Origin of the sequence: Metabacillus flavus, assembly GCF_018283675.1 — a bacterium.
In the GTDB taxonomy this organism is placed as follows: domain Bacteria; phylum Bacillota; class Bacilli; order Bacillales; family Bacillaceae; genus Metabacillus_B; species Metabacillus_B flavus.
The window spans coordinates 303016-325672 of the sequence record NZ_JAGVRK010000001.1; the positions used below are offsets into that span (position 1 = coordinate 303016).

Here is a 22657-nt window from a genome sequence, read left to right on the forward strand (position 1 = left end):
CGAAAGATGGATTTTAGTATTTTCCTTATCAACAAGAAAAGCAGTGAACAAGCACCTGAATCGCTTTAAGTTTTTAAAGAAGGAATTTTCAGAAAGTAATTGACGCTCTTTTTCGAGCGATGTATGCTGAAAGTAAAAATGTGACGATTTTAAATGCGTCGATAAATAAACGTCATGTAAAAATGAAATGTTACTTAAGGGGGCATATGGTTGATTTTGCATAGGGAAGAGACGCTTGCAAGGCATGCTTTGGAGGATCGGCAGCTGGAGGATTTGAAAAAAACGGTTCGCACTGTTTATGAGAAAAGCCTATTTTACAAGGAATGGTTGAGAAAAGCAGGTATTACCCCGGACGTGATCCAGCAGCTAAAAGATATTCAAAAGCTGCCGTTTACTCAGAAAAAGCATTTGCGCGAGTATTACCCGTTCGGATTATTTGCGGCAGATCGAAAAGATCTCATCCGTATCCATGCCTCTTCGGGTACGTCAGGGAAACCGACGATTGTGGGGTACACGAAACAGGATATAGAAAGCTGGGCGGATTTAGCGGCAAGAGCGATCGCGATAGGAGGCGGAACGCCGGATGGGATTTTGCACAATGCCTATGGATACGGTCTTTTCACCGGCGGACTTGGACTGCATGCTGGCGGTGAAAAGCTTGGAATGGCCGTTGTTCCGGTGTCCGTTGGGAATACGGACCGCCAAATTACGCTTATCGAGGATTTGCAGCCGGAGGTGATCTGCTGCACCCCTTCCTATGCGCTGAATATCGCGGAACGGATGAGGGAACTGGGGAAGGATCCGCGTTCATCCTCTCTTCAATACGGCATATTCGGAGCAGAGCCCTGGTCGGAGGAGATGCGAAGAACGCTTGAGGATCGGCTAGGCATAAAAGCATGCGATATTTATGGGCTGAGTGAAGTGATGGGGCCGGGGGTGGCGATGGAATGCCACGAAGCACAGGACGGACTTCATATAGCAGAGGATCACTTTCTGGCAGAGGTCATTGATCCGGATACCTTGGAGCCGGTGCCCGAGGGACAGCCTGGCGAACTCGTCTTCACGAGTTTGAAGAAAGAAGCGATTCCGATTATCCGCTATCGGACCGGAGACATTGCTTCCATTACGAGAGAGCCGTGCAAATGCGGGAGGACAACGGCGCGCATGTCCAGAATCAAGGGCCGTATTGATGACATGCTGATTATCAGAGGCGTCAATGTATTTCCTTCAGAAATTGAGCACTACCTGATCACGGTACCTGAAATCAGCCCTCACTATCAGCTGCACCTTCACAAGCATGGGCCGCTTGACGAAGTGACCCTTCATGTGGAAATAAACGAAGGCCTTTACGCAGAGGTGAAGATGGATCTCACCCATGAGAAAATCGGTGAGCTGTGCAGGCACATTCAGCAGCTGATGCGGACGTCCTGTCTTGTATCCATCGATGTGCGCATTCTTGCACCGAAGTCGATCCCAAGGTCGGAAGGAAAGGCTGTAAGAATAATAGATGCGCGTTTTCCTCAGGCTTTTGCGTAGCTTCAGGAAAATTATTGAATATAATATAATGATAATATATAATAACGTTATAAAATCGTCATATAATTTGAAAGGGGTATTGCGGTGAGCGTTACTTCCTCGTTTAATCAGCGGACCGACCAGGAGAAGTACAATCGGTTTATGGAGAGAATTGAAGCCGGCGAAAAGATTGAAGCAGATGACTGGATGCCGGATGATTACAGACTGACCTTGATTAAACTGATTTCCATGCATGGCATCAGCGAAATAATGGGAGCGCTTCCAGAAAAGGAATGGGTCCCAAAAGCCCCGTCCTTAAGAAGAAAGCTCGGTATAATGGCGAAGGTTCAGGATGAGATGGGGCATGGCCAAATGCTGCTGCGCGTGACAGAAGACTTGATGGCTCCGCTTGGAAAAACAAGAGAAGACATTATGGAGGATCTGTTTAGCGGAGATTTAAAGTTTCATAATGTCTTCCACATGGAAGCCCCGACATGGGCCGACGCCGGCTTAATAGGCTGGCTTGTGGACGGCGCGGCGATTATTTCGCAGACGAATATGCTCGGAGCCTCTTATGGACCCTATGCTAAGGCGCTGCAGCGAATCTGTGCGGAAGAGGTTTTCCATGCGCAGCACGGGGAATCCATTATTCTCGCATTAACAGAAGGAACGCCGGAACAGAAGGCGATGATCCAGGACTCCCTGAACCGATGGTGGGAGGCGCTGCTTATGTTTTTCGGACCGGCAAGTGCAGCCACAACCGGTTCATCGAAACAGGACACGACCATCAAGTACAAAATCAGAACGAAAACAAATGAACAGCTCCGGCAGGATTTTTTCACAAAGTATATCCCAAGGGTTCTTTCCATCGGTTTGACGCTTCCGGATGAAACGATGCACTTCGATGAAGAACAGAAGCTGTGGATCTATAAGCAGCCGGACTGGAATGAATTCAAAAACATCATTAAAAACAACGGGCCTAAATCGAAGGACCGCCTTCGTCTCCGCAAGCTCGCCTATGAAAATAATAAATGGGTGCTCGATGCCCTGAACATGAAAAGCCAGAATGCTATGTAGCAAGGGGTTGACCACATGACGGAAAAGCAAAGGACAGAGTTTTTTGAAGTGTTTGAGGTGTTCAGCAAGCGCACGCCATCGGCTGCTATGCAATACCAATTCAGCCTGCTTGCGCCAAACCACGAGCTGGCGGCCGTGATGGCTCAGGAAAATTTTATGCGCCGGGAGCCGGTTGCGGACATTTGGGTCGTCAAGCGGTCGGACATCCGGAAAATGACAGAGGATGAGCGCGAATCGCTCGCCCGTCTGGATAATAAGGATTACCGGACAACAAAAGGCTACGGCTATTTAAAGAAAAAATGGCGGGAATATGAGCAGGGAATGCTCGATGAAAAAGAGATTTTGTCCTGGGGTGAGGAGAGCAAATGACAAACGTTCACGATGCGCTTGAGGCAAAACAAAACGATGACTATATGAAGGCTTTGTCAGAGCTCCTTCTCCAGCTCGCCGATGATGATTTCATCACAGCTTACAGAGGCTCGGAATGGCTCGGCCTTGCCCCGCATATTGAAGAGGATATTGCGTTTTCTTCTATTAATCAGGACACGATGGGCCATGCAGCCATTTACTATCAGCTGCTGGAACAGCTCGGGTTTGGCCCGGCTGACGCTCTGGCCCACTCGCGGCATCTCCATGAACGGAGGAACGCGATTATTTTGGAAGTGGTCAACGGTCCGGGCACCTATTTGGAGGAACCGAGGTATGACTGGGCATTCACAGTTGTACGGAACTATTTTTACGATCTCTATAAAAAAATTAAACTAGAATCCTTAAAAAACTCCTCCTATGAACCTCTTGCCGAGACAGCGGTGAAAATCAACATGGAGCAATATTATCACTTAATGCACTGGGAAACGTGGTTCAGGCAGCTGACCCTTTCAGGAGGGGAAGCAAAAACGAGGATGGTAAGAGCCATTGAGAAGGTGTGGCAGGATTTTGAGGGAGTGCTGACATTTGGTGCTATTGGCGGGGAGCTGGCGAAGCATGGACTGATCGAAGGAGAAGAGCTGCTGAAGAAGCGGTTTTACTCCAAAATTAAGCTGATTTTTGAACAGGTTCAGCTTCCGGAGCCGGCACCATGCGGCATGAAATCCGGCAACGGCCGGAATGGAGAACATACGGAGGATTTAAAGTCGGCACTCGAGGTATTATCGGAGGTTTACCGAAGTGACCCTTCGGCCGTTTGGTAATCAGAGGTTGGAGGCGTTGACCCCAATGGATCAAGACATCATTAAAAAAATTAAAAGCGTACTCGAAACCGTGAAGGACCCTGAAATACCCTCTGTCAGTGTCATGGATTTAGGAATGATCGAGACCATTCACTATGAATCTGGTAAAGCGGCGGTAAAGGCATTGCCGACTTTCATGGGATGCCCGGCCCTGGAAATTATCAAGAAGAATATTGTAAGCGCTATTATTGCGCTGGAAGACGTCCAGTCTGTCCAGGTTGATTTCATTTACAGTCCGCCGTGGACCTCTGACCGGATCACCGATGAAGGCCGTGAACGGCTGAAGGAATTCGGGATTGCCCCGCCCCCGGTGTTTTTTGAAGAAACCGGCATGTGGAAGGTGGATTGCCCTTATTGCGGTTCAGGTTATACAGCCTTGGAAAATATATTCGGTCCGACAGCCTGCCGAAGCATTTTGTACTGCAAGTCGTGCAAGAACCCGTTTGAAGCGATGAAACCAATCTCTACATTAATGTAGAAAAAAGGAGAAGATGAACATGTTCAAAATGGTCGCCCTATTTAAAAAACCAGAGGATACACAAAGCTTTGATGAGTACTACTTCAACACTCACATTCCGCTGACACAGAAAATCCCCGGCCTTCAGGACGTAAAAATCACGAAAATCACCGGTTCTCCAATGGGTGAGAGCGAGTACTACTTAATGTGCGAGATGTTTTATGAAAGCAAGCAGGCATTCAAGGAAGCGTCTAAAACAGATGAATCCAAAGCTTCAGGAAAAGACGTAATGAAATTTGCCGGGAACCTTGTCACCTTCTTCTTCGGTGAAGAGCATAATGGATAACCTGCTTGAAACGGCGGTACACAGTAACATCGGTCTGATAACGCTGAATCGGCCAAAGGTTCTGAATGCACTGAACCGGCAGATGATCCGCGAAATTGCGGAAACGCTGGAAGAATATGACCGGCGCGCCGATGTCCGGGTGACCGTTCTGACCGGAAGCGGCAGAGCGTTCGCAGCAGGAGCCGATATCGATGAAATGGCGAATGAGAACCCGGTGGGCATCGAGCTGCTCAACCAGTTTGTGGATTGGGACCGGATTACTGTCATCAAGAAGCCAATCATCGGGGCGGTTCATGGCTTCGCTTTAGGCGGAGGGTTTGAACTTGCCCTTGCCTGTGACCTGCTGTTTGCTGCGGACACCGCAAAATTCGGTTTTCCGGAAGTGAATCTCGGCGTCATGCCGGGAGCCGGCGGAACACAGCGGCTGACAAAACTCATGGGGAAAACGAAGGCACTCGAGTACATTTGGACGGGGGAAACGATGACCGCACAGGAAGCCGAGCGCTTTGGAATCGTCAACCGCCTAGTCGCACCGGAGCTTTTAATAGAAGAAACGATGAAATTTGCAGCACGCCTGGCAGAAAAAGCGCCGCTTTCCATTCGTTTAAGCAAAGAGGCCGTATACAAGGCGCTGGATTACTCCGTTTATGAAGGGATGCAATTTGAACGGAAGAACTTCAGCCTGCTGTTTTCATCGGAAGACCAGAAAGAAGGCATGAGCGCATTTCAGGAAAAGCGGCGTCCTTCATTTAAGGGGAAGTAGGGGGTCTGTATGTACGAAACGATTAAATTTGAACCGAAAAACGGCGTGGCCCGGCTTACGTTGAACCGTCCCGAAAAACTTAACGCCTTTACCGGGCAAATGAACAAGGAAATCATCCAGGCGCTGAAAACTGCGGCAGCGGATGAAACGATCCGCTGTCTCGTCATGACCGGTGAAGGAAGGGCATTCTGTTCCGGGGAGGATTTAGGGAGCATTGGGGAAGAAACGAATCATGGAGATATTTTAAGAAACCGCTACAATCCGATGGTCCGGGCGCTGGCTGCTTTTGAAAAGCCGGTCATTGCAGCTGTCAATGGGGTGGCAGCGGGTGCCGGGTTCAGTTTGGCGCTAGCCTGTGATTTTCGAATTGCTTCAGAGAAAGCGAGTTTTATTCAATCGTTTATCCACGTCGGACTTGTCCCTGATTCCGGGAATCACTATTACCTTCCGAGAATCGTAGGAACCGCCAAAGCGCTGGAGCTTGCGATTCTTGGTGAAAAAGTGACTGCTCAGCAGGCGAAGGATCTTGGTCTCGTATACCGCGTAACAGAACCCGAGCTGCTGCAGCAGGAAGTGACCGCATTTGCTGAAAGACTGGCGGCCATGCCGACTGCCGCGATCGGCCTGATTAAACGGGCCATCAGGGACAGCTTCACCTCATGCCTTGATGACATGCTTGAAATAGAAGCGCAGTATCAGCGGATCGCCGGTCTTTCAGCCGACCACAGCGAAGGGACCGCAGCCTTTTTAGAAAAAAGAAAACCGCAGTTCTCAGGAAAATAAAAATCAGGAGTGATTGAAATGAGTACAGTTAAAGACAAGAAGTTCGAAACATCTCCAACGATTCGCGAAACGTATCAGCTATTGATTAACGGAGAACGGGTGGACAGCACCTCCGGCGAAACCTTTACTACATACAACCCCGCAACCGGTGATGCGGTAGCAGTTGTGGCGAAAGCCTCCATTGAAGACGCAGACCGTGCCGTCAAAGCAGCAAGAGCCGCATTCGATGCCGGCAAATGGAAGCGCACCCCTATCGGCAAACGCTCCCGTGTACTGAACAAAATTGCTTCGATTATGAGATCGCGATTCAACGAACTGGTCGAGCTTGAAATTCTGGATACAGGAAAAGCCCTGTCAGCTGCTCAAGGCCAGGTTATGCAGGCAATTGAGGATTTCGAATTTTACGCAGGGGCGATCGTCGGCCACCGCGGGGATGTAAACAACGTTCCGGGCCAATTTTTCAACTATACGCAAAAGGAGCCGGTCGGCGTCTGCGCGCAAATTATTCCATGGAACTATCCGCTGATGATGGCTGCATGGAAAGTGGCTCCGGCAATCGCCGTAGGCTGCTGTGTTGTATTGAAACCGGCAAGCCTGACTCCGCTTACGGCCATCGTGCTAACAGAAATTTGCCATGAAGCGGGACTACCTCCGGGAGTGGTCAACGTCACTCCGGGCGCAGGATCGACAATTGGAAATTACCTGGTTGAGCATCCGGAAGTGGATAAAGTGGCCTTTACCGGGTCTACTCCAATCGGAAAAGATATTATGGCAAAAGCAAGCCAGACGCTGAAACGAGTAACGCTGGAGCTTGGAGGAAAATCCCCGAACATCGTCTTCGAAGACGCGGACATCGAGGCGGCGGTCGCAGGCTCCCTTTACGGAATTTTCTACAACACCGGCCAGTCCTGTGAAGCCAGATCCCGTCTTTATGTAGAAGAAAGCATCTATGACGAGTTCATGGAGAAATTCACGGAAAAGGCGAAAAAGCTGAAGCTTGGCAACCCTTTTAATGAAGAAACGCATATTGGCGCAATCATCAGCAAGGATCAGCTTGAAACAATCGATGGCTACGTTCAATCGGCAATTGCGGACGGAGCGACAATTGTGACAGGCGGAAAAGCAGCGACGATGGAAGGCTTTGAGGATGGATACTGGTATGAGCCTACTATCATCACGAACGTGAATCATGACATGAAATCCGTTCAGGAGGAAATCTTCGGCCCGGTCGTCGTGGTGCTGAAATTTAATGGAGAAAAAGAAGCGCTGGCCCTTGCCAATGATACGATTTATGGCCTTGGTTCAGCGATTTGGACAACAAACCAGGCGCGCGCTACACGCGTGGCAAACGAAATCAAAGCCGGCATCGTCATGGTGAACAGTCCGATTTCCGCTTTCCCGGGCACACCGTTCGGCGGCTACAAGCAGTCCGGATTCGGACGCGAGCTATGCGTCGAAACCCTTGATTTGTATACCGAAACGAAGAGTGTCCTTTCATACTTCGGCACTCGTCCGCTGAATTTCTTTAACGTATAAAAGGCAAGTTCAATAGCGAGCGTTTTCCCATCTTGGGGGCCGCTCGCCTTTTTTCTATAAAAGGGGGAAACCGATCATGATCGAACAAATAATGGTTGCCGGCTCCGGGGTTATGGGAAGAGGCATCGCCTATGTAGCCGCTGCAGGCGGCTTTCAGGTTGTGCTGGCAGATGTGAAGGAAGAAGCACTGGAGAGTGCCAAACAAGAAATCGATGGCATCTTTTATAAGGCGCTTAGCCGGGAAATCATGACGGAGGTTCAGGCTGCTGAAGCAAAGGGTCGACTGGTCTATTCCACAAGCCTTGAAGAGGCGGCAAAGCAAGCCGACCTGATAATAGAAGCTGTTCCTGAGAAAAAAGAAATCAAGCAGGCGGTTTTTGAGATACTTGACGCGAATGCACCGGCCCATTGCCTTTTTGCCACGAATACCTCGACGATGAGCCCGACCGAAATCGGATCCTTCACAAAGCGGCCGGAAAACGTCATTGCGATGCACTTTTTCAATCCTGTACATAAAATGCCCCTCATCGAGATCATCAGAGGCCTTGAAACGAGCGATGAGACGGCTGAAGCGATTCAGGCTGCTGCCAAAAGAATGAAGAAGGAAACCGTCCTGATCAATGAATTCCCGGGGTTCGTCACAAGCAGGATCAGTGCCCTCGTCGGAAACGAAGCGTTTTACATGCTTCAGGAAGGCGTCGGTACAGCAGAAGAAATCGATAAAGCAATCCGTCTCGGATTGAACTATCCGATGGGGCCGTTTGAGCTCGGGGACCTCGTCGGACTGGATACAAGGCTGAACAACCTGAATTACCTGCACGAAACGCTTGGGGAAAAATACAGGCCGGCACCGCTCCTCGTTCAATACGTGAAAGCAGGAAGACTGGGACGTAAATCAGGGAAAGGCGTTTATGACTATACGGAAAAGTAAAAGGAGGAGCTTGCTGTGCATGAAGCAGTCATTGTTGATGCCGTCCGGACGCCGATCGGCCGGTATAAAGGGGCTTTAAAAACCGTTCGGCCGGATGATTTAGGTGCGATTGTCATAAGAGGACTTCTTGAACGGAACAAAGGGGTTGAAGGCATTGAAGAAGTCGTATTCGGATGCGCGAACCAGGCGGGAGAGGATAACCGGAACGTCGCGCGCATGTCCGCGCTTCTTGCCGGTCTGCCTGTTGAAACTGCTGGCACCACCATCAACCGGCTGTGCGGTTCAGGACTTGATGCCGTAAACTATGCGGCAAGGGCCATTTTAGCAGGGGAAGGGGATATATACATTGCGGGCGGAACGGAAAGCATGACGCGCGCGCCATTCGTGATGGGCAAGCCGGAATCTGATTTTCCAAGAGGAAGCATGGAGCTGCTGGATACAACCATCGGTTGGCGCTTTATCAATAGAAGGCTGGAAGAGAAGTACGGCACGGATTCCATGCCAGAAACGGCCGAAAACGTAGCGCAGCAGTTTGGCATCACAAGAGAGGAACAGGATCAGTTTGCCTATGAAAGTCAGATGAAAGCGGCAAAAGCAATGGAAAGCGGCAGGTTTCAGCAGGAAATCATTCCTGTTTCCATCCGCGACCGAAAAGGAAATGAACATTTGGTGGTTCAGGATGAACATCCCCGTCCGGAAACGGTTCTCGAAAAACTGGCGTCACTCAAGCCGCTGTTTCCGGATGGTACCGTAACAGCAGGAAATGCATCCGGAGTAAATGACGGGGCGGCTGCCCTGCTGATGATGAGCTCAGAGAAAGCGAGAGAGCTTGGATTACAGCCGCTCGCAAAATACAAGGTTTCCGCAGTTGCCGGTCTCGAACCGTCCATCATGGGAATGGGACCGGTGCATGCTGCGAAAAAAGCGCTGTCCCGAGCCGGCCTAACCGTCGGCGCTATTGGACTGACAGAACTGAATGAAGCCTTCGCATCTCAATCGCTTGCATGTATAAATGAACTGGGATTGGACCGGCACAAGGTCAATGTAAACGGCGGCGCCATTGCGTTCGGCCACCCCCTTGGAGCAAGCGGAGCCCGAATTTTAACAACCCTTTTATACGAAATGAAAAGGCAGCGCGTTCAATTCGGACTCGCCGCCATGTGTGTCGGCGTAGGGCAGGGTATTGCGACAATTATTGAAAACATTGAATAGGAGGAAACGCGTTGAAAAACCTGATTTTTGAAAAGAAAAACGGAATTGCGTATGTCACCCTGAACCGTCCCGAATCGCTGAACTGCTTTAACTTTGAGATGCTGTCTGAGCTCGGTGTATTGACTGAGGAACTTCGTCATGACCGGGAAATCAGGGTTGTCATTTTTACAGGGGCTGGCGATAAATCCTTCAGCTCCGGCGCTGATTTAAAGGAAAGACGCACACTTGGCGAGGATGACGTTCGGCGCAATGTGCTCAAAATCAGAACCGTTTTTCATGAAATCTCCAAGCTCCCTCAGGTGACCATTGCGGCAGTCAACGGCTATGCATTTGGCGGAGGATTCGAGCTGATGCTTGCCTGTGATTTCCGTCTTGCAGCCGGCCATGCAAAAATGGGCCTGACGGAAACAAGCTGGGCTATCATTCCGGGAGCGGGAGGAACACAGCGCCTGCCGCGTTTGATTGGCGAAGCCCGGGCAAAGGAACTGATTCTGACCGCCCGAAAAATTGATGCCGAACAGGCTTATAAGTACGGTATTTTAACAAAGACAGTCCCGGGACCGGAATTGATGAAGGAGTGCGAGCACCTCGCCCAAGAAATTTTAAGAAACGGACCCGTTGCAGTGGAGCAGGCAAAATACGCCATCAGTGCTGGAATGGAAACGGATTTGGAGAGCGGACTGAACATTGAAGCGGAAGCATACGAGCAAACCATTCCAACCTATGACAGAAGAGAAGCCCTCCTCGCCTTTTCCGAAAAACGGACTCCCGAATTTATGGGCAAGTAAAGGAAAGGTATTGACAGAAGCTAACCTTTCATTGTCAAATGGAGGATAATAGAGCGCTTAACTTTTGACAGAGAGTAGTGAACGCAATGAACAGCACCATCAACACGAGATCGATGATCTTTACTTTATACGGAGATTACATCCGCCATTACGGCAATGAAATATGGATCGGGAGCCTGATCCGCCTCCTCAAGGAATTCGGGCACAACGAACAGTCAGTACGCGCCGCGATTTCAAGAATGAACAAGCAGGGCTGGGTAACATCCAAAAAAATCGGCAACAAAAGCCACTACTTTTTAACTGAACGCGGCTCCATCCGGATGGAGGAAGCAGCCAAACGAATCTTCAAGCTCAGCCCCGATCAATGGGACGGCAAATGGCGGCTATTCATCTATTCCATCCCCGAAGAAAAGCGCGCCATCCGCGACGAACTGCGCAAAGAACTCGTCTGGAGCGGATTCGGAACCATGGCCAACAGTTGCTGGGTTTCCCCAAACGAACTGACGAAAGAAGTCTATGCCCTAATGGACAAATACGAAATCCGTCCCTATGTTCACTTCTTCGTATCCCAATACGACGGACCCCATGAAAACAAAAAGCTCGTCGAAGAATGCTGGGACTTAAACGAAATCAACAACCGCTACGAAGCCTTTATCGCCGAATACAGCCAGAAGTACATCATCGACAAAAACAAAATCCAAAAAGGCGAAATGACCGACGCCGAATGCTTCGTCGAACGCACAAAGCTCGTCCACGAATACCGCAAATTCCTATTCAGCGACCCCGGCCTCCCAGAAGAACTGCTCCCTGAAAAATGGCTTGGCAGCCACGCCGCCTCCCTTTTCAGCAGCTACTACCGGGAACTAGCCGAACCGGCCAGCCGCTTCTTTGAAGAGGTGTTCCAAGAGGGCAATGAGCTGACCAATAAGGATTCCGAATATGATGTGTTTCAGCATCCTTTGCTGGTGGAGGAGAAGTAGGGTTTGGGTTTCGATTCTGTGTGGCTGCACTGACTCGCAGCATAGTGGTTGCACTGACCCTCAGTGCAGTAACGCATTGGGGGAATGAGCAAGGAGCGGGCGAACCCTTATACGGCCTTACCTCTTGATCAGCGGGGACGGAGGTTTAGTGCTTTAGCGGAGCGGGGGTCAGTGCAAAAACCAAGCTCGCACTCTGTAAACGTTCTAACGGGCACAGGGTGCCAGTCCCCACATCCTTTACCGCAACAGGGGACAGAGGGAGCGTCCTTCTAAGCCTTGCGCAGCAAGGGATTGAAGAATAGGTGCCGGAGCTTTATCTCACTAACAGATAGCGGGTCAGGCACGGTGCCAGTCCCCACACCATTCACCGCAACCGGGGACGGAGGCCATACTCTTTAAAGCCTTGCGCAGCAAGGATTTAAAAAACAGGTGCCATAGCTTTAGTTCACTAATGAAGCGCGGGTCAGGAACCACCGTCCACCCGCAACTCTCATTAAAAAGCCACCCTAAAATGTAAGCGTTACCAAGACCGAGAAAGGAGCACTCACCATGAACAGACTATGCGAAATTCTAAATATCGAAGTTCCCATCATCCAAGGAGGAATGGGCAACATCAGCAATGCGCAGCTGACTGCGGCTATTTCAGAGGCTGGAGCGCTTGGGACGATTGGAGCGGGTACCCGCTCGCCGGAGGAGGTGGAGAGGATCATATTGGAGACGAAGGAGCGGACGGAACGCCCTTTTGCAGTAAATATTGCTCTTTCCGTGTCCGGGCATGCAAAGGGAATTGCTGAGCTGATTGTTAAGCATAAGGTGCATGCTGTATCGCTTTCTGCCGGAAATCCGGCTGCATTCGCCCCATACTTCAAAGAGCATGGAGTAAAGGTGCTGTCGGTAACGGCTTCTGTGAAACAGGCGAGGAAGGCAGAGGCGATCGGAGCGGATGCAGTGATCGGTGAAGGCTATGAAGCGGCAGGATTGAATTCGCCGTTTGAGACGACGACTTTGACTTTAATTCCCCAGCTTGCAGATGCTGTAGGAATTCCCGTAGCCGCTGCCGGCGGGATCGGCGATGGCAGAGCTCTTGCCGCAATGCTTGCCCTTGGAGCGGAAGGGGTTCAGATGGGCACGCGTTTTATTGCGACGAAGGAAGCGCCGTTTTCTCCTCTTTATAAAGAGCGTATTCTTGAGGCGGATGATGAGGGGACGATGATTATTGGACGGTCAGTTGGACGGGTGAGAAGAGTCCTGAAGAATCCTTATACGGGCCTGATCATCGAACGGGAGCGCGAGGGGATGACGCTTGAAGAATACAATAAACAAACAAATGAGGATTTCCATATTGCAGGTGCCATTCATGGCAATGAGCAAGAGGGGTATTGGAACAGCGGCCAAATTGCCGGGTTGATAAAAGAGGTTCCTTCAGTAAAGGATTTAATCTTGGGTATGAAGCAAGAAATGGAGGAAACGATTGGCAGACTGGGTGTTTATCGGGCACAGTCTACCCGTATAGAATAAGAATTTTCAATATTCTAAAAATAGATTGACGGGCTAATTTCCTGATGATACCATTACGGTAAATTAACGAAGTTCACATTTTCGACACGCGATTTTCTATTTTTTTCAAAAAGAGCTGTACATTAAAGGGGGATCTTAATGGGGAAGAAAACGAGAGTGTGGCTGGGTATGGCAGTGGCAGCCGGTCTAATTTTAAGCGGCTGCGGTAATAAGGAAGGTGCTTCCGGAGAAACCGGCGGCGATGGTGCGGGCAAAACGTATAAAATCGGTGTTACCCAGATTGTCGAGCATCCATCCTTGGATGATGCTTATAAAGGATTCAAAAAAGCACTTGAGGATAAGGGGATTAAAGCAGAATTTGATGTGAAGAATGCCCAGGGCGATGCCAGTACGAATACGACGATCGCAACGACCCTTGTAAGCCAGAAGCCAGATCTCATCTTTGCGAACTCCACACCAAGCTCCCAGGCAGCATTAAGTGCTACGAAAGACATTCCGATCATCTTCAGCTCTGTGACAGATCCGGTCGGAGCTGAGCTGGTCGCCTCTCTTGATAAACCGGGCAGCAATGTAACGGGCACCATTGATTCTCACCCTGAAGCCATTCCAAGTACAATGAAATTTATTAAAGACGAGCTTGGCGGCAAAAAAGTAGGCATGCTTTACAATGCCGGCGAGCAGAACTCTGTATCCCAGGTTGAATCGGTTAAAAAGCTAATGGGAGAAATGGACCTTGAGCCGGTCACTGCTTCTGTTTCCACAACCGCAGATGTGAAGCAGGCTGCTGAATCATTAGCCGGAAAAGTGGATGCATTTTATATCGTAACCGATAATACGGTGATATCAGCTATTGAGTCCGTCGTCTCGGTTTCAAATGACAAAAAAATTCCGCTGCTGACAGCTGACCTCGATTCTTTGAAACGGGGCGCTTTCGCGGCATACGGATTCCAATATTATGATATCGGATACCAGGCAGGCGAAATGGCTGCGCAGGTCCTTGAAGGAAAAAAACCAGGCGAGATCGCAGTTGAAGTGCCTGGAAAGCTGAAGCTCATGATGAATAAAAAAGCTGCGGAAGCCATGGGAATTGAAATCAAACCGGAATGGGACAAAATGGCGGAATACACGGAATAACAGTTAGGGGCGATTCAGAATGTTTTCTGCATTATTCGGTTCAGTAGAATTGGGCATTATTTATGCGATTATGGCGCTCGGTGTCTATCTTTCCTTCCGGGTGCTGGATTTCCCTGACCTGACCGTAGACGGAAGCTTTGTAACGGGTGCCTCTGTGGCAGCCGCCATGATTGTCCTGGGGTTTAATCCGGTTGCTGCGACCGCTGCATCGATTGCGGCCGGCTTCGCAGCAGGATGTATGACGGGGGTTCTGCATACAAAAGGGAAGATCAATCCGCTTCTTTCAGGAATTTTAATGATGATTGCCTTGTATTCCATTAATCTGCGGATTATGGGAACGACGTCCGAAACGTCAATCGGGATTCCGAATATCCCGTTGCTAAACTCGGAAACGATTTTCACATCCATCTCTGATTTTTCAAAGAATATCGGCATTGACGCTCCTCTGAACAGCCTGTTCTCAAGTTTAGGTCTAGGGGACAGTCTCCCTTCCGGATGGGGCATCCTGCTTTTCATGCTGATCGTTACATTTTTCATCAAATGGCTGACGGACCGTTTCCTTAAAACAGAAACAGGCTTAGCGATTCGGGCAACCGGTGACAATCAGCGGATGATCCGGAGCTTTTCAGCCAATACGGACTCCCTGATCATTTTGGGGTTGGGTCTATCAAATGCACTTGTTGCCCTGTCCGGAGCGCTCGTTGCCCAATATGCCAAGTTTTCGGACATCGGCATGGGGATTGGAATGATTATTATTGGTCTCGCATCTGTCATTATCGGCGAAGCCATATTCGGAACAAAAACGATTGCGAGAACAACGCTTGCCGTCATTGGCGGGGCGGTCATTTACCGCATCGTGATTAGTCTCTCTCTTCAAGTCGAAGGGCTGGATACCGGTGATCTGAAGCTGATTACCGCAGTGATTGTTATTTTTGCCCTCATCATGCCAAAGATGCTGGAACAGCGCCGCCAAAAGAAACGAAAAGCGCGGAGATACAAAGAACGGATGCAAGACCTTCACGGTGTAAACGGAGAGGGGGAGGCCATTGCTGCATCTAAAGCAGATTAACAAGATTTTTAACGAAGGAACACTCGATGAAAAAATAGCGCTCGATTCAATCAACCTTTCGCTGAAAAAGGGAGATTTCGTTACCATCATCGGAAGCAATGGAGCCGGTAAATCAACGGTAATGAACGTGATTTCCGGCGTCCTGCCGCCCGATACCGGTATCGTTGAAATTGAAGGGAAGGACGTAACCGTGCTTCCTGAATACAAGCGTTCCAAACTGATCGGGAGGGTTTTCCAGGACCCGATGGCAGGAACAGCGCCCTCTATGACTATTGAGGAAAATCTGGCGATGGCTTATTCAAGGAACAAAAAACGGGGATTTGGAACAGCGGTCACAAGAAAACGCCGTGACTTCTTCAAAGAGTCGCTCGAATCGCTGCATCTCGGTCTGGAGAATCGGATGAATGCCAAAGTGGGCATGCTTTCCGGTGGTGAGAGACAGGCGCTCTCCCTGCTGATGGCGACCTTTACAGAGCCTTCGATTCTTTTGCTGGATGAGCATACGGCAGCACTGGATCCGTCCAGAGCGGAGCTGATTACCAATTTAACAAGGGAAATTGTCAGCAAATACGGACTGACGACCCTTATGGTGACCCATAATATGCAGCAGGCACTGGACCTTGGCAACCGGCTGATTATGATGGATAAAGGGCAGATTATTTTATCAGTGGATGAAGAGAAGAAAAAAGAGCTGACCATTGAAAAACTTATGAGAGAGTTTCAAAGAATACGGGGCGAGCAGATGGCAAATGACCGGGCGCTGCTGAACGCATGAAAGGAAGGAGTAAAATCCTTCTTTTTTTGATTGAAAATTATATAACGAAATGATAAGATTGCGTTAAATAAACGTTATTAACAATTATTGTAACATTATGTCGAATTCAGCGTGTAAAGGCGGGGTTAGATGAAAAAGGGGATGGAGCTTGGCTGCCAGGCTGCCTGCGAAGTGATGGTTACACCGGATATGTACGCTCAATTTGAAGGGAAGGTTGTTCATCCCGTCTATTCCACTGTCTCGATGGTGCACAGTATGGAGTGGGCATCGAGGAAGATCATTCTTCCTTTTTTGGAGGATTCAGAAGAGGGAATGGGAGCCTCGGTAAAGCTTAAGCACATTGCGCCTGCGGGTGAGGGATCGCTTGTACGGGTGGTCGCAACGCTTGTGAAAAAAGAGAGAAACCTTGTTTACACGGATGTTGAAGCCTATTCGGAAAACCGGCTTATCGGAAAGGGAGAAGTGGTTCAGGTCATCCTGCAGAAAGAAGAAATCTCTTCAAAAATTCAGCAGGCTCTTAAGGGAGGAAGAAAATGAAAGCGTTTACTTTATTGGAGAACCGGGGGACAGCAGGAATGGATGTATTCGCTAAAATCAGCGGACACGAGCAAGTGGTCTTCTGCAACGATCCCCATACAGGGTTAAAAGCCATAATCGCCATACATAACACGACTCTCGGTCCGGCACTTGGAGGATGCAGAATGCTGCCATATGCCAGCATAGGTGAAGCGGTGAATGATGTTCTGCGGCTATCCAGGGGCATGACTTATAAATGCGCCGCAGCGGATGTGGATTTTGGCGGGGGGAAATCCGTTATTGTGGGGGATCCGCTGACAGACAAATCACCTGAAATGTTCCGGGCCTTCGGGCAGTTCGTTGAATCGCTAAGTGGAAGGTTTTATACAGGAACGGATATGGGCACAACACCGGAGGATTTCGTTCATGCTTCGAAAGAAACGCGTTGCATCGTCGGCATTCCTGAAGAATACGGCGGCAGCGGTGATTCATCGGTTCCAACTGCGCTTGGAGTAATTTATGGCATAAAAGCCACGAATAAGGCGGTTTGGGGAGATGATGCGCTGCAGGGAAGAGTTTATGCCATTCAGGGTCTTGGGAAGGTCGGCTTCAAGGTGGCGGAGCGTCTTCTTGAGGAAGGAGCAGACGTCTTCGTGACTGATATCAACGAAGCAGCGATTGAACTGCTGAATCAAAAAGCAAAAGGGCTACCGGGATCGGTTAAGGCGGTGAAGGGTGACGAAATTTATGCAGTGGATGCTGATGTTTTCGTTCCGTGTGCCCTTGGAGGAATAATCAATGATCATACGATCGGGATGCTGAAGGTGAAGGCGGTAGCGGGCTCTGCCAATAATCAGCTTGAAAGGGAGGAGCACGGCGGGGACCTTTGGAGAAGGGGAATCCTTTATGCTCCGGACTACATCGTGAATGCCGGCGGGCTGATTCAAGTGGCCGATGAGCTGTACGGTACGAATAAGCAGCGGGTGCTGACGAAAACAAAAGCCATTTACACCTCCCTTTTAGAGGTCTACAAACATTCCGAGGACCGGAGCATTTGTACAGCAGAAGCCGCGGATCTTTTCTGTGAACAGCGGATTGAAGCAAGGAAGAATCGCAGCAGCTTTTTTACGGCCGATCAGAAACCGAAGTGGAACGTTAAACGATAACGCGGAGGGGAAAGCATGGAAAACGGATTTGAAATGATTCAGATTATGGATGAAAACGGGAATCTTGTAAACGAGGAATTTAAATCCTTTATCTCAGAGTCTCTTACAAAGGAAATGTATGAAAAAATGATTCTCGTACGGACGTTTGACCGAAAAGCGATTTCTCTTCAAAGGCAGGGGCGGCTTGGCACGTATGCTCCGTTTGAAGGCCAGGAAGCGGCGCAGGTCGGCAGCGCTTCTGCTCTCAAGGAACGAGATTGGCTCTTCCCGACCTACCGTGACCATGCCGCCACCATTACATTTGGCCATTCGCTTCCTCATGTTCTTTTGTATTGGAACGGAAGAATGGAAGGCTGCACCGTTCCAAGCGGGAAACGAATTTTTCCGCCGGCTGTACCGATCGCCACCCAGCTTCCGCATGCGGCTGGCGCGGCGCTGGCCGAGAAGCGCAGAGGAACCGGGAATGCCGCTATCGTTTACTTTGGCGATGGTGCGACCTCTGAAGGAGATTTCCATGAAGGACTCAACTTTGCGAGTGTGTTTAAATCTCCGGTTGTCTTTTTTAATCAAAATAATCATTTCGCCATTTCCGTTCCCATTGAAAAGCAGATGAATTCCCGCACCATCGCGCAGAAATCTGTTGCCTACGGCATTCCGGGATACAGAATTGACGGCAATGATATCTTCGCGGTTTATTTTTATACAAAACAGGCTCTTGAACGCGCACGGAAAGGCGAGGGGCCGACATTGCTTGAGGCTGTGACATGGAGGTACGGGGCCCATACCACAGCGGACGATCCGAAGAAGTACAGAGATCAGGAGGAGAGCCTGAGCAAAAAGAGGACGATCGATCCGCTTCTGCGGCTTGAGCGCTATATGAAAAATGAGGGAATCTGGGAGGACGAATGGGCCGATCAGGTGCAAAAGGAAGCAGAGGAACAGATCGAAGGAGCCGTTGCCGAAATGGAAGCCTTCTCTCCGCCTGATGTCAATGATTTGTTTGACCATGTATTTGCAGAGCCAACCTGGACGATTCGGGAGCAGAAGGAAGAATACATGAACCAAATAAGAGGTGCTGGCCGATGAGTATGGAAATGAGAGTGAAAACGAACAAGCTGACAATGGTTCAGGCTGTTACGGACGGTCTCCGGACGATGCTTCAAAAGAAGGAAGAAGTGGTGCTTCTCGGAGAGGATATCGGCAGCAATGGGGGAGTCTTCCGGGCAACCGAAGGACTGATGGAGGAATTTGGGGAAGAGCGGGTGATGGATACCCCGCTAAGTGAAGCGGGACTTATGGGGACAGCAATCGGTATGGCCATCAATGGAATGATTCCGGTAGCAGAGATTCAGTTCCTCGGCTTTATCTATCCGGCCTACGAGCAAATCGCCACACATGCGACAAGAATCCGGATGAGAACGATGGGGGAATACACGGTTCCAATGGTGATCCGCGCTCCGTACGGTGCCGGAATCAGGGCGCCGGAAATTCATTCTGACAGCGCAGAAGCCCTGTTTACCCACATGCCTGGAATGAAGGTTGTTTGTCCGTCCTCTCCCTATGATGCAAAAGGTTTGCTCATCGCAAGCATCGAAGATCCAGATCCCGTTCTCTTCCTAGAACCGTTAAAGCTTTACCGGGCAGGCAAGGAAGAGGTGCCGGAAGGTGAATACAGAGTGGAAATCGGGAAAGCGGCCAGGCGGCGAGAGGGCAGCGATGTGACCCTGATCGCTTGGGGAGCGATGGCAGCCCAGGCCTCCAAGGCCGCTGAGAAGCTTGAGCAGTCAGGAGTCAGCTGTGAGGTCATTGATTTAAGAACGCTCTATCCGCTTGATAAAGAAGCCATAGCCGAATCTGTGCAGAAAACAGGCAGAGCGGTCATCGTTCAGGAAGCGCATGCTACAGGGGGACTTGCGAATGACGTGATGGGTGTTATCAATGATACGTCTTTTCTGTACTTGCGGGCACCGATTACAAGAGTGAGCGGTTTTGATGTACCTGTTCCATTTTTTTCGCTGGAGGAGCACTATCTGCCTGACACGGAACGAATCATTCAGGCTGTTGAAAAAGTCATTCACTATTAAAGGGAGGCGGGTGAAAAGATGCTGGAAGTCAAGCTTCATGATATTGGAGAGGGCATGACGGAGGGAGACATTCTTCACTATTTCGTTAAACAGGGAGAGAGAGTCGAACGGGATCAGCCGCTGATCGAAGTGCAAACGGACAAAATGACGGCGGAGCTTCCTTCTCCAGGAGCGGGTATGGTGAAAGAAATCCTGATTGATCCAGGGACAACGGTATCAGTAGGAACGACACTTCTTGTCATTGAGACAGATGAAACGGATGCTGTCCAATTAAAGGAAAGCACTCCTGAGACCCGGCCGGTTTCAGCCAGGGTGCTCGCCACTCCTTTTACGAGAAAGCTTGCAAGGGAAAACCGGATTGATATTGAAAAGCTCAAGGGCTCCGGACCTGCAGGAAGAGTGACAGATGAAGATGTATTGGGATTGGCAGCGAAGCAAAAGCAGCCGGAACCGGTGAAGGTAGCGCCTGTGGCAGAAAAAAAACGGATCACAAAAGCAAATCATGGTGAAAAGCAGACCATTCCATTCAAGGGCAGAAGGAAACAAATCGCGAAGAAAATGGTTCATTCCCTCAAGACGATTCCGCATGTTACCCATTTTGAAGAAGTGGATATGACAGAGCTGATGACCTTCAGAAAGGAACTAAAGGAAGCGGGCCGCTCCATTTCGGCCGCCGCTTTTTTCATCAAGGCTGCTGCCATTGCATTAAAGGACTTTCCTGTATTCAACGCCAAACTCGATGAAGAACAGGAAGTCATTGTCCTTGAATCGGAGTACAATATCGGCCTTGCCGTTGATTCGCCGGATGGGCTGATTGTTCCAGTGCTGCAGCAGGTGGAAACGAAATCAATCCTTGAAATTCATAAAGAGATGAAGGAACTGAACGAAAAAGCGAGAGAAAACCGTTTGAGCCGGGCGGAGCTTACGGGCGGAACGTTCACCATCAGCAACGTTGGACCGCTTGGAAGCATAGGAGCAACTCCTGTCATTAATCATCCGGAAACAGGATTAATGGCCTTCCATGCGACAAAGGAAAAGCCTGTTGTCCGAAACGGGGAGATTGTGATTGGTTTAATAATGAACGTGTCCATGTCCTTCGACCACCGGGTCGCGGACGGAGCAGCGGCAGTCGCGTTTACAAACCGGTTTAAAGAACTGATTGAACATCCAAAATTGCTGATTGTGGAGCTGGTGTAATGGTAGTTGGAGAACTGGCGCAGGAAAGAGAACTGGTCATCATCGGCGGGGGACCCGGAGGCTATACAGCGGCAATCCGGGCCGCACAGCTTGGTAAGGAAGTTACCCTGATTGAAAAGGGGGACCTTGGCGGTGTTTGCTTAAATCAGGGCTGTATCCCATCGAAGGTGCTCGTCCATGTATCAGCCAAGTATGGAGAGCTTTCTAAAATAGGCGGCTTAGGCATCAGCATGTCGGACGTATCATTTGATCTTTCTCAAACCGCTGAATACAAACATCAAGTGACAGCCAATTTGAGAAAAGGAGTGGAAGCGCTGTGCCGGCAGCATAAGGTAGAGCTGGTCAGCGGGAAAGCCTCGTTTTTATCCGATGATCGGATCGGAGTGGAGAACGGAGATGATTTTCAGGTCTACTCATTCAAAGCAGCCATCATTGCAGCCGGAACCTCCCCTGTTTCTCATCCAGCCGCTGCAGTAGATCCACCATATATTCTGGATTCGAGATCCCTGTACAGCCTGGAAAGTCTGCCGGAGCATCTGATTTTATATGGAAACGATTATACGGCGATTGAAGCGGCATTCAGCTACCGGATTTTAGGCTGTGAGGTCACCCTGGTTCATGAACACGGGTTTTCGGGACTGGATGCTTCCATAGAAAAAGAGCTTTTGAGGGTCATGAAAAAAGCAAAAATCAAGTGGAAGAAAGGAATGATGCTCAAGCAAGCCGTGAAACAGGAGGGCATCCTGAAAGCTGTATTTATAGCAGATGATGGAACAGAGCTTGAACTTGAAGGAACGCATCTTTATTTACAGACGGAGTTTCAAGGCAACTCAGAGGAGCTTGGGCTAAACCGCCTTGGCATTAAAACAGATTCCCGGGGCTTTGTGCAGATTGACCGGGAGTGCCGGACATCGCTATCTAATATTTGGGCTATTGGTGATATCACCGGCGGAAAGCTGCTGGCTGTTAAAGCAATCAGTCAGGGGAAAGCCGCCGCCGCTTCCATTGCCGGACTCCCAGCCGAATGGAATGACGGGTTCATTCCAATGGTCATCCGAAGCCAGCCGCCAATCGCTTGTGCGGGGTTAACAGAAGAAGAAGCGAAAGCTGAGGGATACAAGGTAAGGACGGGCGTGTTTTCTTTTGCCGGAAACGGCTTTGCTTCTCTTGCAGGGCAAAAAGACGGCTTTGCCAAAGTAGTTTCTGATGCAGAAAATGAGGTCATTCTTGGCGTCCACTTAATGGGCAACGGAGCGGCTGAATTGATCAGCACCGGAATCACCGCGCTTGAAATGGCGGCGAGGGAGGAAGACTTATCGTTCCCTCTCTATCCGCACCCAAGCATGAATGAAGGGCTGCTCGAAGCGGTAGAGGATCTCGCAGGACTCGCCATCCACAAGCCTCCTTCAAAAGAGCTTGCCCGCCAGCGTTAAGAGGGAAATCGAGACCCCCGGGACAATCCCCGGGGTTTTATCTATAAAAGCCTCCACTAATCCCTAATCATTGCCGTTTCGAAGTCAATACAGGAGGGTTATTCTGGCTTTCCAGTGGTTTATGATGAATTTTCGGTGGTTTATGATG

Annotated in this window: 23 protein-coding genes; all 23 read left to right on the plus strand. The window is 49.7% G+C overall.

The annotated features are described in order from the left end of the window. Window positions 1–210 precede the first annotated feature (210 nt). The 23 genes from J9317_RS01730 (at window position 211) to J9317_RS01840 (ending at window position 22509) form a co-directional block, all read left to right on the plus strand. A complete protein-coding gene (locus tag J9317_RS01730; protein ID WP_211555987.1) occupies window positions 211–1536 on the plus strand; it encodes a phenylacetate--CoA ligase family protein in 1326 nt (441 codons plus the stop codon). A 141-nt stretch (window positions 1537–1677) separates the two neighbouring features. Further along, complete coding sequence (paaA, locus tag J9317_RS01735) at window positions 1678–2592, plus strand: 1,2-phenylacetyl-CoA epoxidase subunit PaaA (RefSeq protein WP_249292296.1); 915 nt, start codon at window positions 1678–1680, stop codon at window positions 2590–2592. Window positions 2593–2607: 15 nt separating this feature from the next. Then, window positions 2608–2961 (plus strand): 1,2-phenylacetyl-CoA epoxidase subunit PaaB, encoded by a 354-nt coding sequence (gene paaB / locus J9317_RS01740; RefSeq protein WP_035408362.1) that lies wholly within the window; start codon window positions 2608–2610, stop codon window positions 2959–2961. Next, window positions 2958–3782, plus strand: a complete 825-nt coding sequence (paaC, locus tag J9317_RS01745) for a 1,2-phenylacetyl-CoA epoxidase subunit PaaC (RefSeq protein WP_211555991.1) — start codon at window positions 2958–2960, stop codon at window positions 3780–3782. The genes paaB and paaC overlap by 4 nt, the downstream gene beginning before the upstream one ends. Window positions 3783–3807: 25 nt before the next feature. Further along, on the plus strand, window positions 3808–4299 hold the full coding sequence (gene paaD / locus J9317_RS01750; protein WP_211555993.1) for a 1,2-phenylacetyl-CoA epoxidase subunit PaaD: 492 nt from the start codon (window positions 3808–3810) through the stop codon (window positions 4297–4299). A 19-nt stretch (window positions 4300–4318) separates the two neighbouring features. Then, the gene (locus J9317_RS01755) at window positions 4319–4624 is read left to right on the plus strand and encodes an EthD family reductase (RefSeq protein WP_035408355.1); all 306 of its coding nucleotides are present in this window, start codon (window positions 4319–4321) and stop codon (window positions 4622–4624) included. Next, on the plus strand, window positions 4617–5387 hold the full coding sequence (locus J9317_RS01760; protein ID WP_211555995.1) for an enoyl-CoA hydratase-related protein: 771 nt from the start codon (window positions 4617–4619) through the stop codon (window positions 5385–5387). The genes J9317_RS01755 and J9317_RS01760 overlap by 8 nt, the downstream gene beginning before the upstream one ends. A gap of 9 nt (window positions 5388–5396) precedes the next feature. After that, on the plus strand, window positions 5397–6170 hold the full coding sequence (locus tag J9317_RS01765; RefSeq protein WP_211555997.1) for an enoyl-CoA hydratase-related protein: 774 nt from the start codon (window positions 5397–5399) through the stop codon (window positions 6168–6170). 18 nt (window positions 6171–6188) lie between these two features. Then, the gene (locus tag J9317_RS01770) at window positions 6189–7706 is read left to right on the plus strand and encodes an aldehyde dehydrogenase family protein (RefSeq protein WP_211555999.1); all 1518 of its coding nucleotides are present in this window, start codon (window positions 6189–6191) and stop codon (window positions 7704–7706) included. Window positions 7707–7782: 76 nt separating this feature from the next. Then, on the plus strand, window positions 7783–8637 hold the full coding sequence (locus J9317_RS01775) for a 3-hydroxyacyl-CoA dehydrogenase (protein WP_211556001.1): 855 nt from the start codon (window positions 7783–7785) through the stop codon (window positions 8635–8637). 15 nt (window positions 8638–8652) lie between these two features. Continuing rightward, complete coding sequence (locus tag J9317_RS01780) at window positions 8653–9849, plus strand: acetyl-CoA C-acyltransferase (protein ID WP_211556003.1); 1197 nt, start codon at window positions 8653–8655, stop codon at window positions 9847–9849. Between the two features lie 11 nt (window positions 9850–9860). Then, window positions 9861–10637, plus strand: a complete 777-nt coding sequence (locus J9317_RS01785) for an enoyl-CoA hydratase-related protein (RefSeq protein ID WP_211556005.1) — start codon at window positions 9861–9863, stop codon at window positions 10635–10637. A 98-nt stretch (window positions 10638–10735) separates the two neighbouring features. Next, window positions 10736–11617, plus strand: a complete 882-nt coding sequence (gene paaX / locus J9317_RS01790) for a phenylacetic acid degradation operon negative regulatory protein PaaX (RefSeq protein ID WP_035408436.1) — start codon at window positions 10736–10738, stop codon at window positions 11615–11617. A gap of 549 nt (window positions 11618–12166) precedes the next feature. After that, a complete protein-coding gene (locus tag J9317_RS01795) occupies window positions 12167–13135 on the plus strand; it encodes an NAD(P)H-dependent flavin oxidoreductase (protein WP_211556007.1) in 969 nt (322 codons plus the stop codon). A 138-nt stretch (window positions 13136–13273) separates the two neighbouring features. Then, window positions 13274–14269 (plus strand): ABC transporter substrate-binding protein, encoded by a 996-nt coding sequence (locus tag J9317_RS01800; protein ID WP_211556009.1) that lies wholly within the window; start codon window positions 13274–13276, stop codon window positions 14267–14269. Window positions 14270–14288: 19 nt separating this feature from the next. Next, entirely contained in the window at window positions 14289–15338 is a 1050-nt protein-coding gene (locus tag J9317_RS01805) for an ABC transporter permease (protein ID WP_211556011.1), read from the plus strand. Next, window positions 15316–16113 carry an ABC transporter ATP-binding protein gene (locus J9317_RS01810; protein WP_211556013.1) on the plus strand — a complete coding sequence of 266 codons (798 nt, stop codon included), beginning with the start codon at window positions 15316–15318 and terminating at the stop codon, window positions 16111–16113. The genes J9317_RS01805 and J9317_RS01810 overlap by 23 nt, the downstream gene beginning before the upstream one ends. A 129-nt stretch (window positions 16114–16242) precedes the next feature. Beyond that, window positions 16243–16650 carry a thioesterase family protein gene (locus J9317_RS01815; protein WP_211556015.1) on the plus strand — a complete coding sequence of 136 codons (408 nt, stop codon included), beginning with the start codon at window positions 16243–16245 and terminating at the stop codon, window positions 16648–16650. Beyond that, a complete protein-coding gene (locus tag J9317_RS01820; protein ID WP_431190663.1) occupies window positions 16647–17795 on the plus strand; it encodes a Leu/Phe/Val dehydrogenase in 1149 nt (382 codons plus the stop codon). Before J9317_RS01815 ends, J9317_RS01820 begins: the two co-directional genes overlap by 4 nt. Window positions 17796–17810: 15 nt before the next feature. After that, window positions 17811–18881: a pyruvate dehydrogenase (acetyl-transferring) E1 component subunit alpha gene (gene pdhA / locus J9317_RS01825; RefSeq protein ID WP_211556017.1), complete on the plus strand. Its 1071-nt coding sequence runs from the start codon at window positions 17811–17813 to the stop codon at window positions 18879–18881. Between the two features lie 2 nt (window positions 18882–18883). Continuing rightward, window positions 18884–19879 carry an alpha-ketoacid dehydrogenase subunit beta gene (locus J9317_RS01830; protein ID WP_211562038.1) on the plus strand — a complete coding sequence of 332 codons (996 nt, stop codon included), beginning with the start codon at window positions 18884–18886 and terminating at the stop codon, window positions 19877–19879. Between the two features lie 18 nt (window positions 19880–19897). Next, a complete protein-coding gene (locus J9317_RS01835; RefSeq protein ID WP_211556019.1) occupies window positions 19898–21076 on the plus strand; it encodes a dihydrolipoamide acetyltransferase family protein in 1179 nt (392 codons plus the stop codon). After that, entirely contained in the window at window positions 21076–22509 is a 1434-nt protein-coding gene (locus J9317_RS01840) for a dihydrolipoyl dehydrogenase family protein (protein WP_211556021.1), read from the plus strand. Before J9317_RS01835 ends, J9317_RS01840 begins: the two co-directional genes overlap by 1 nt. Window positions 22510–22657: the final 148 nt, after the last annotated feature.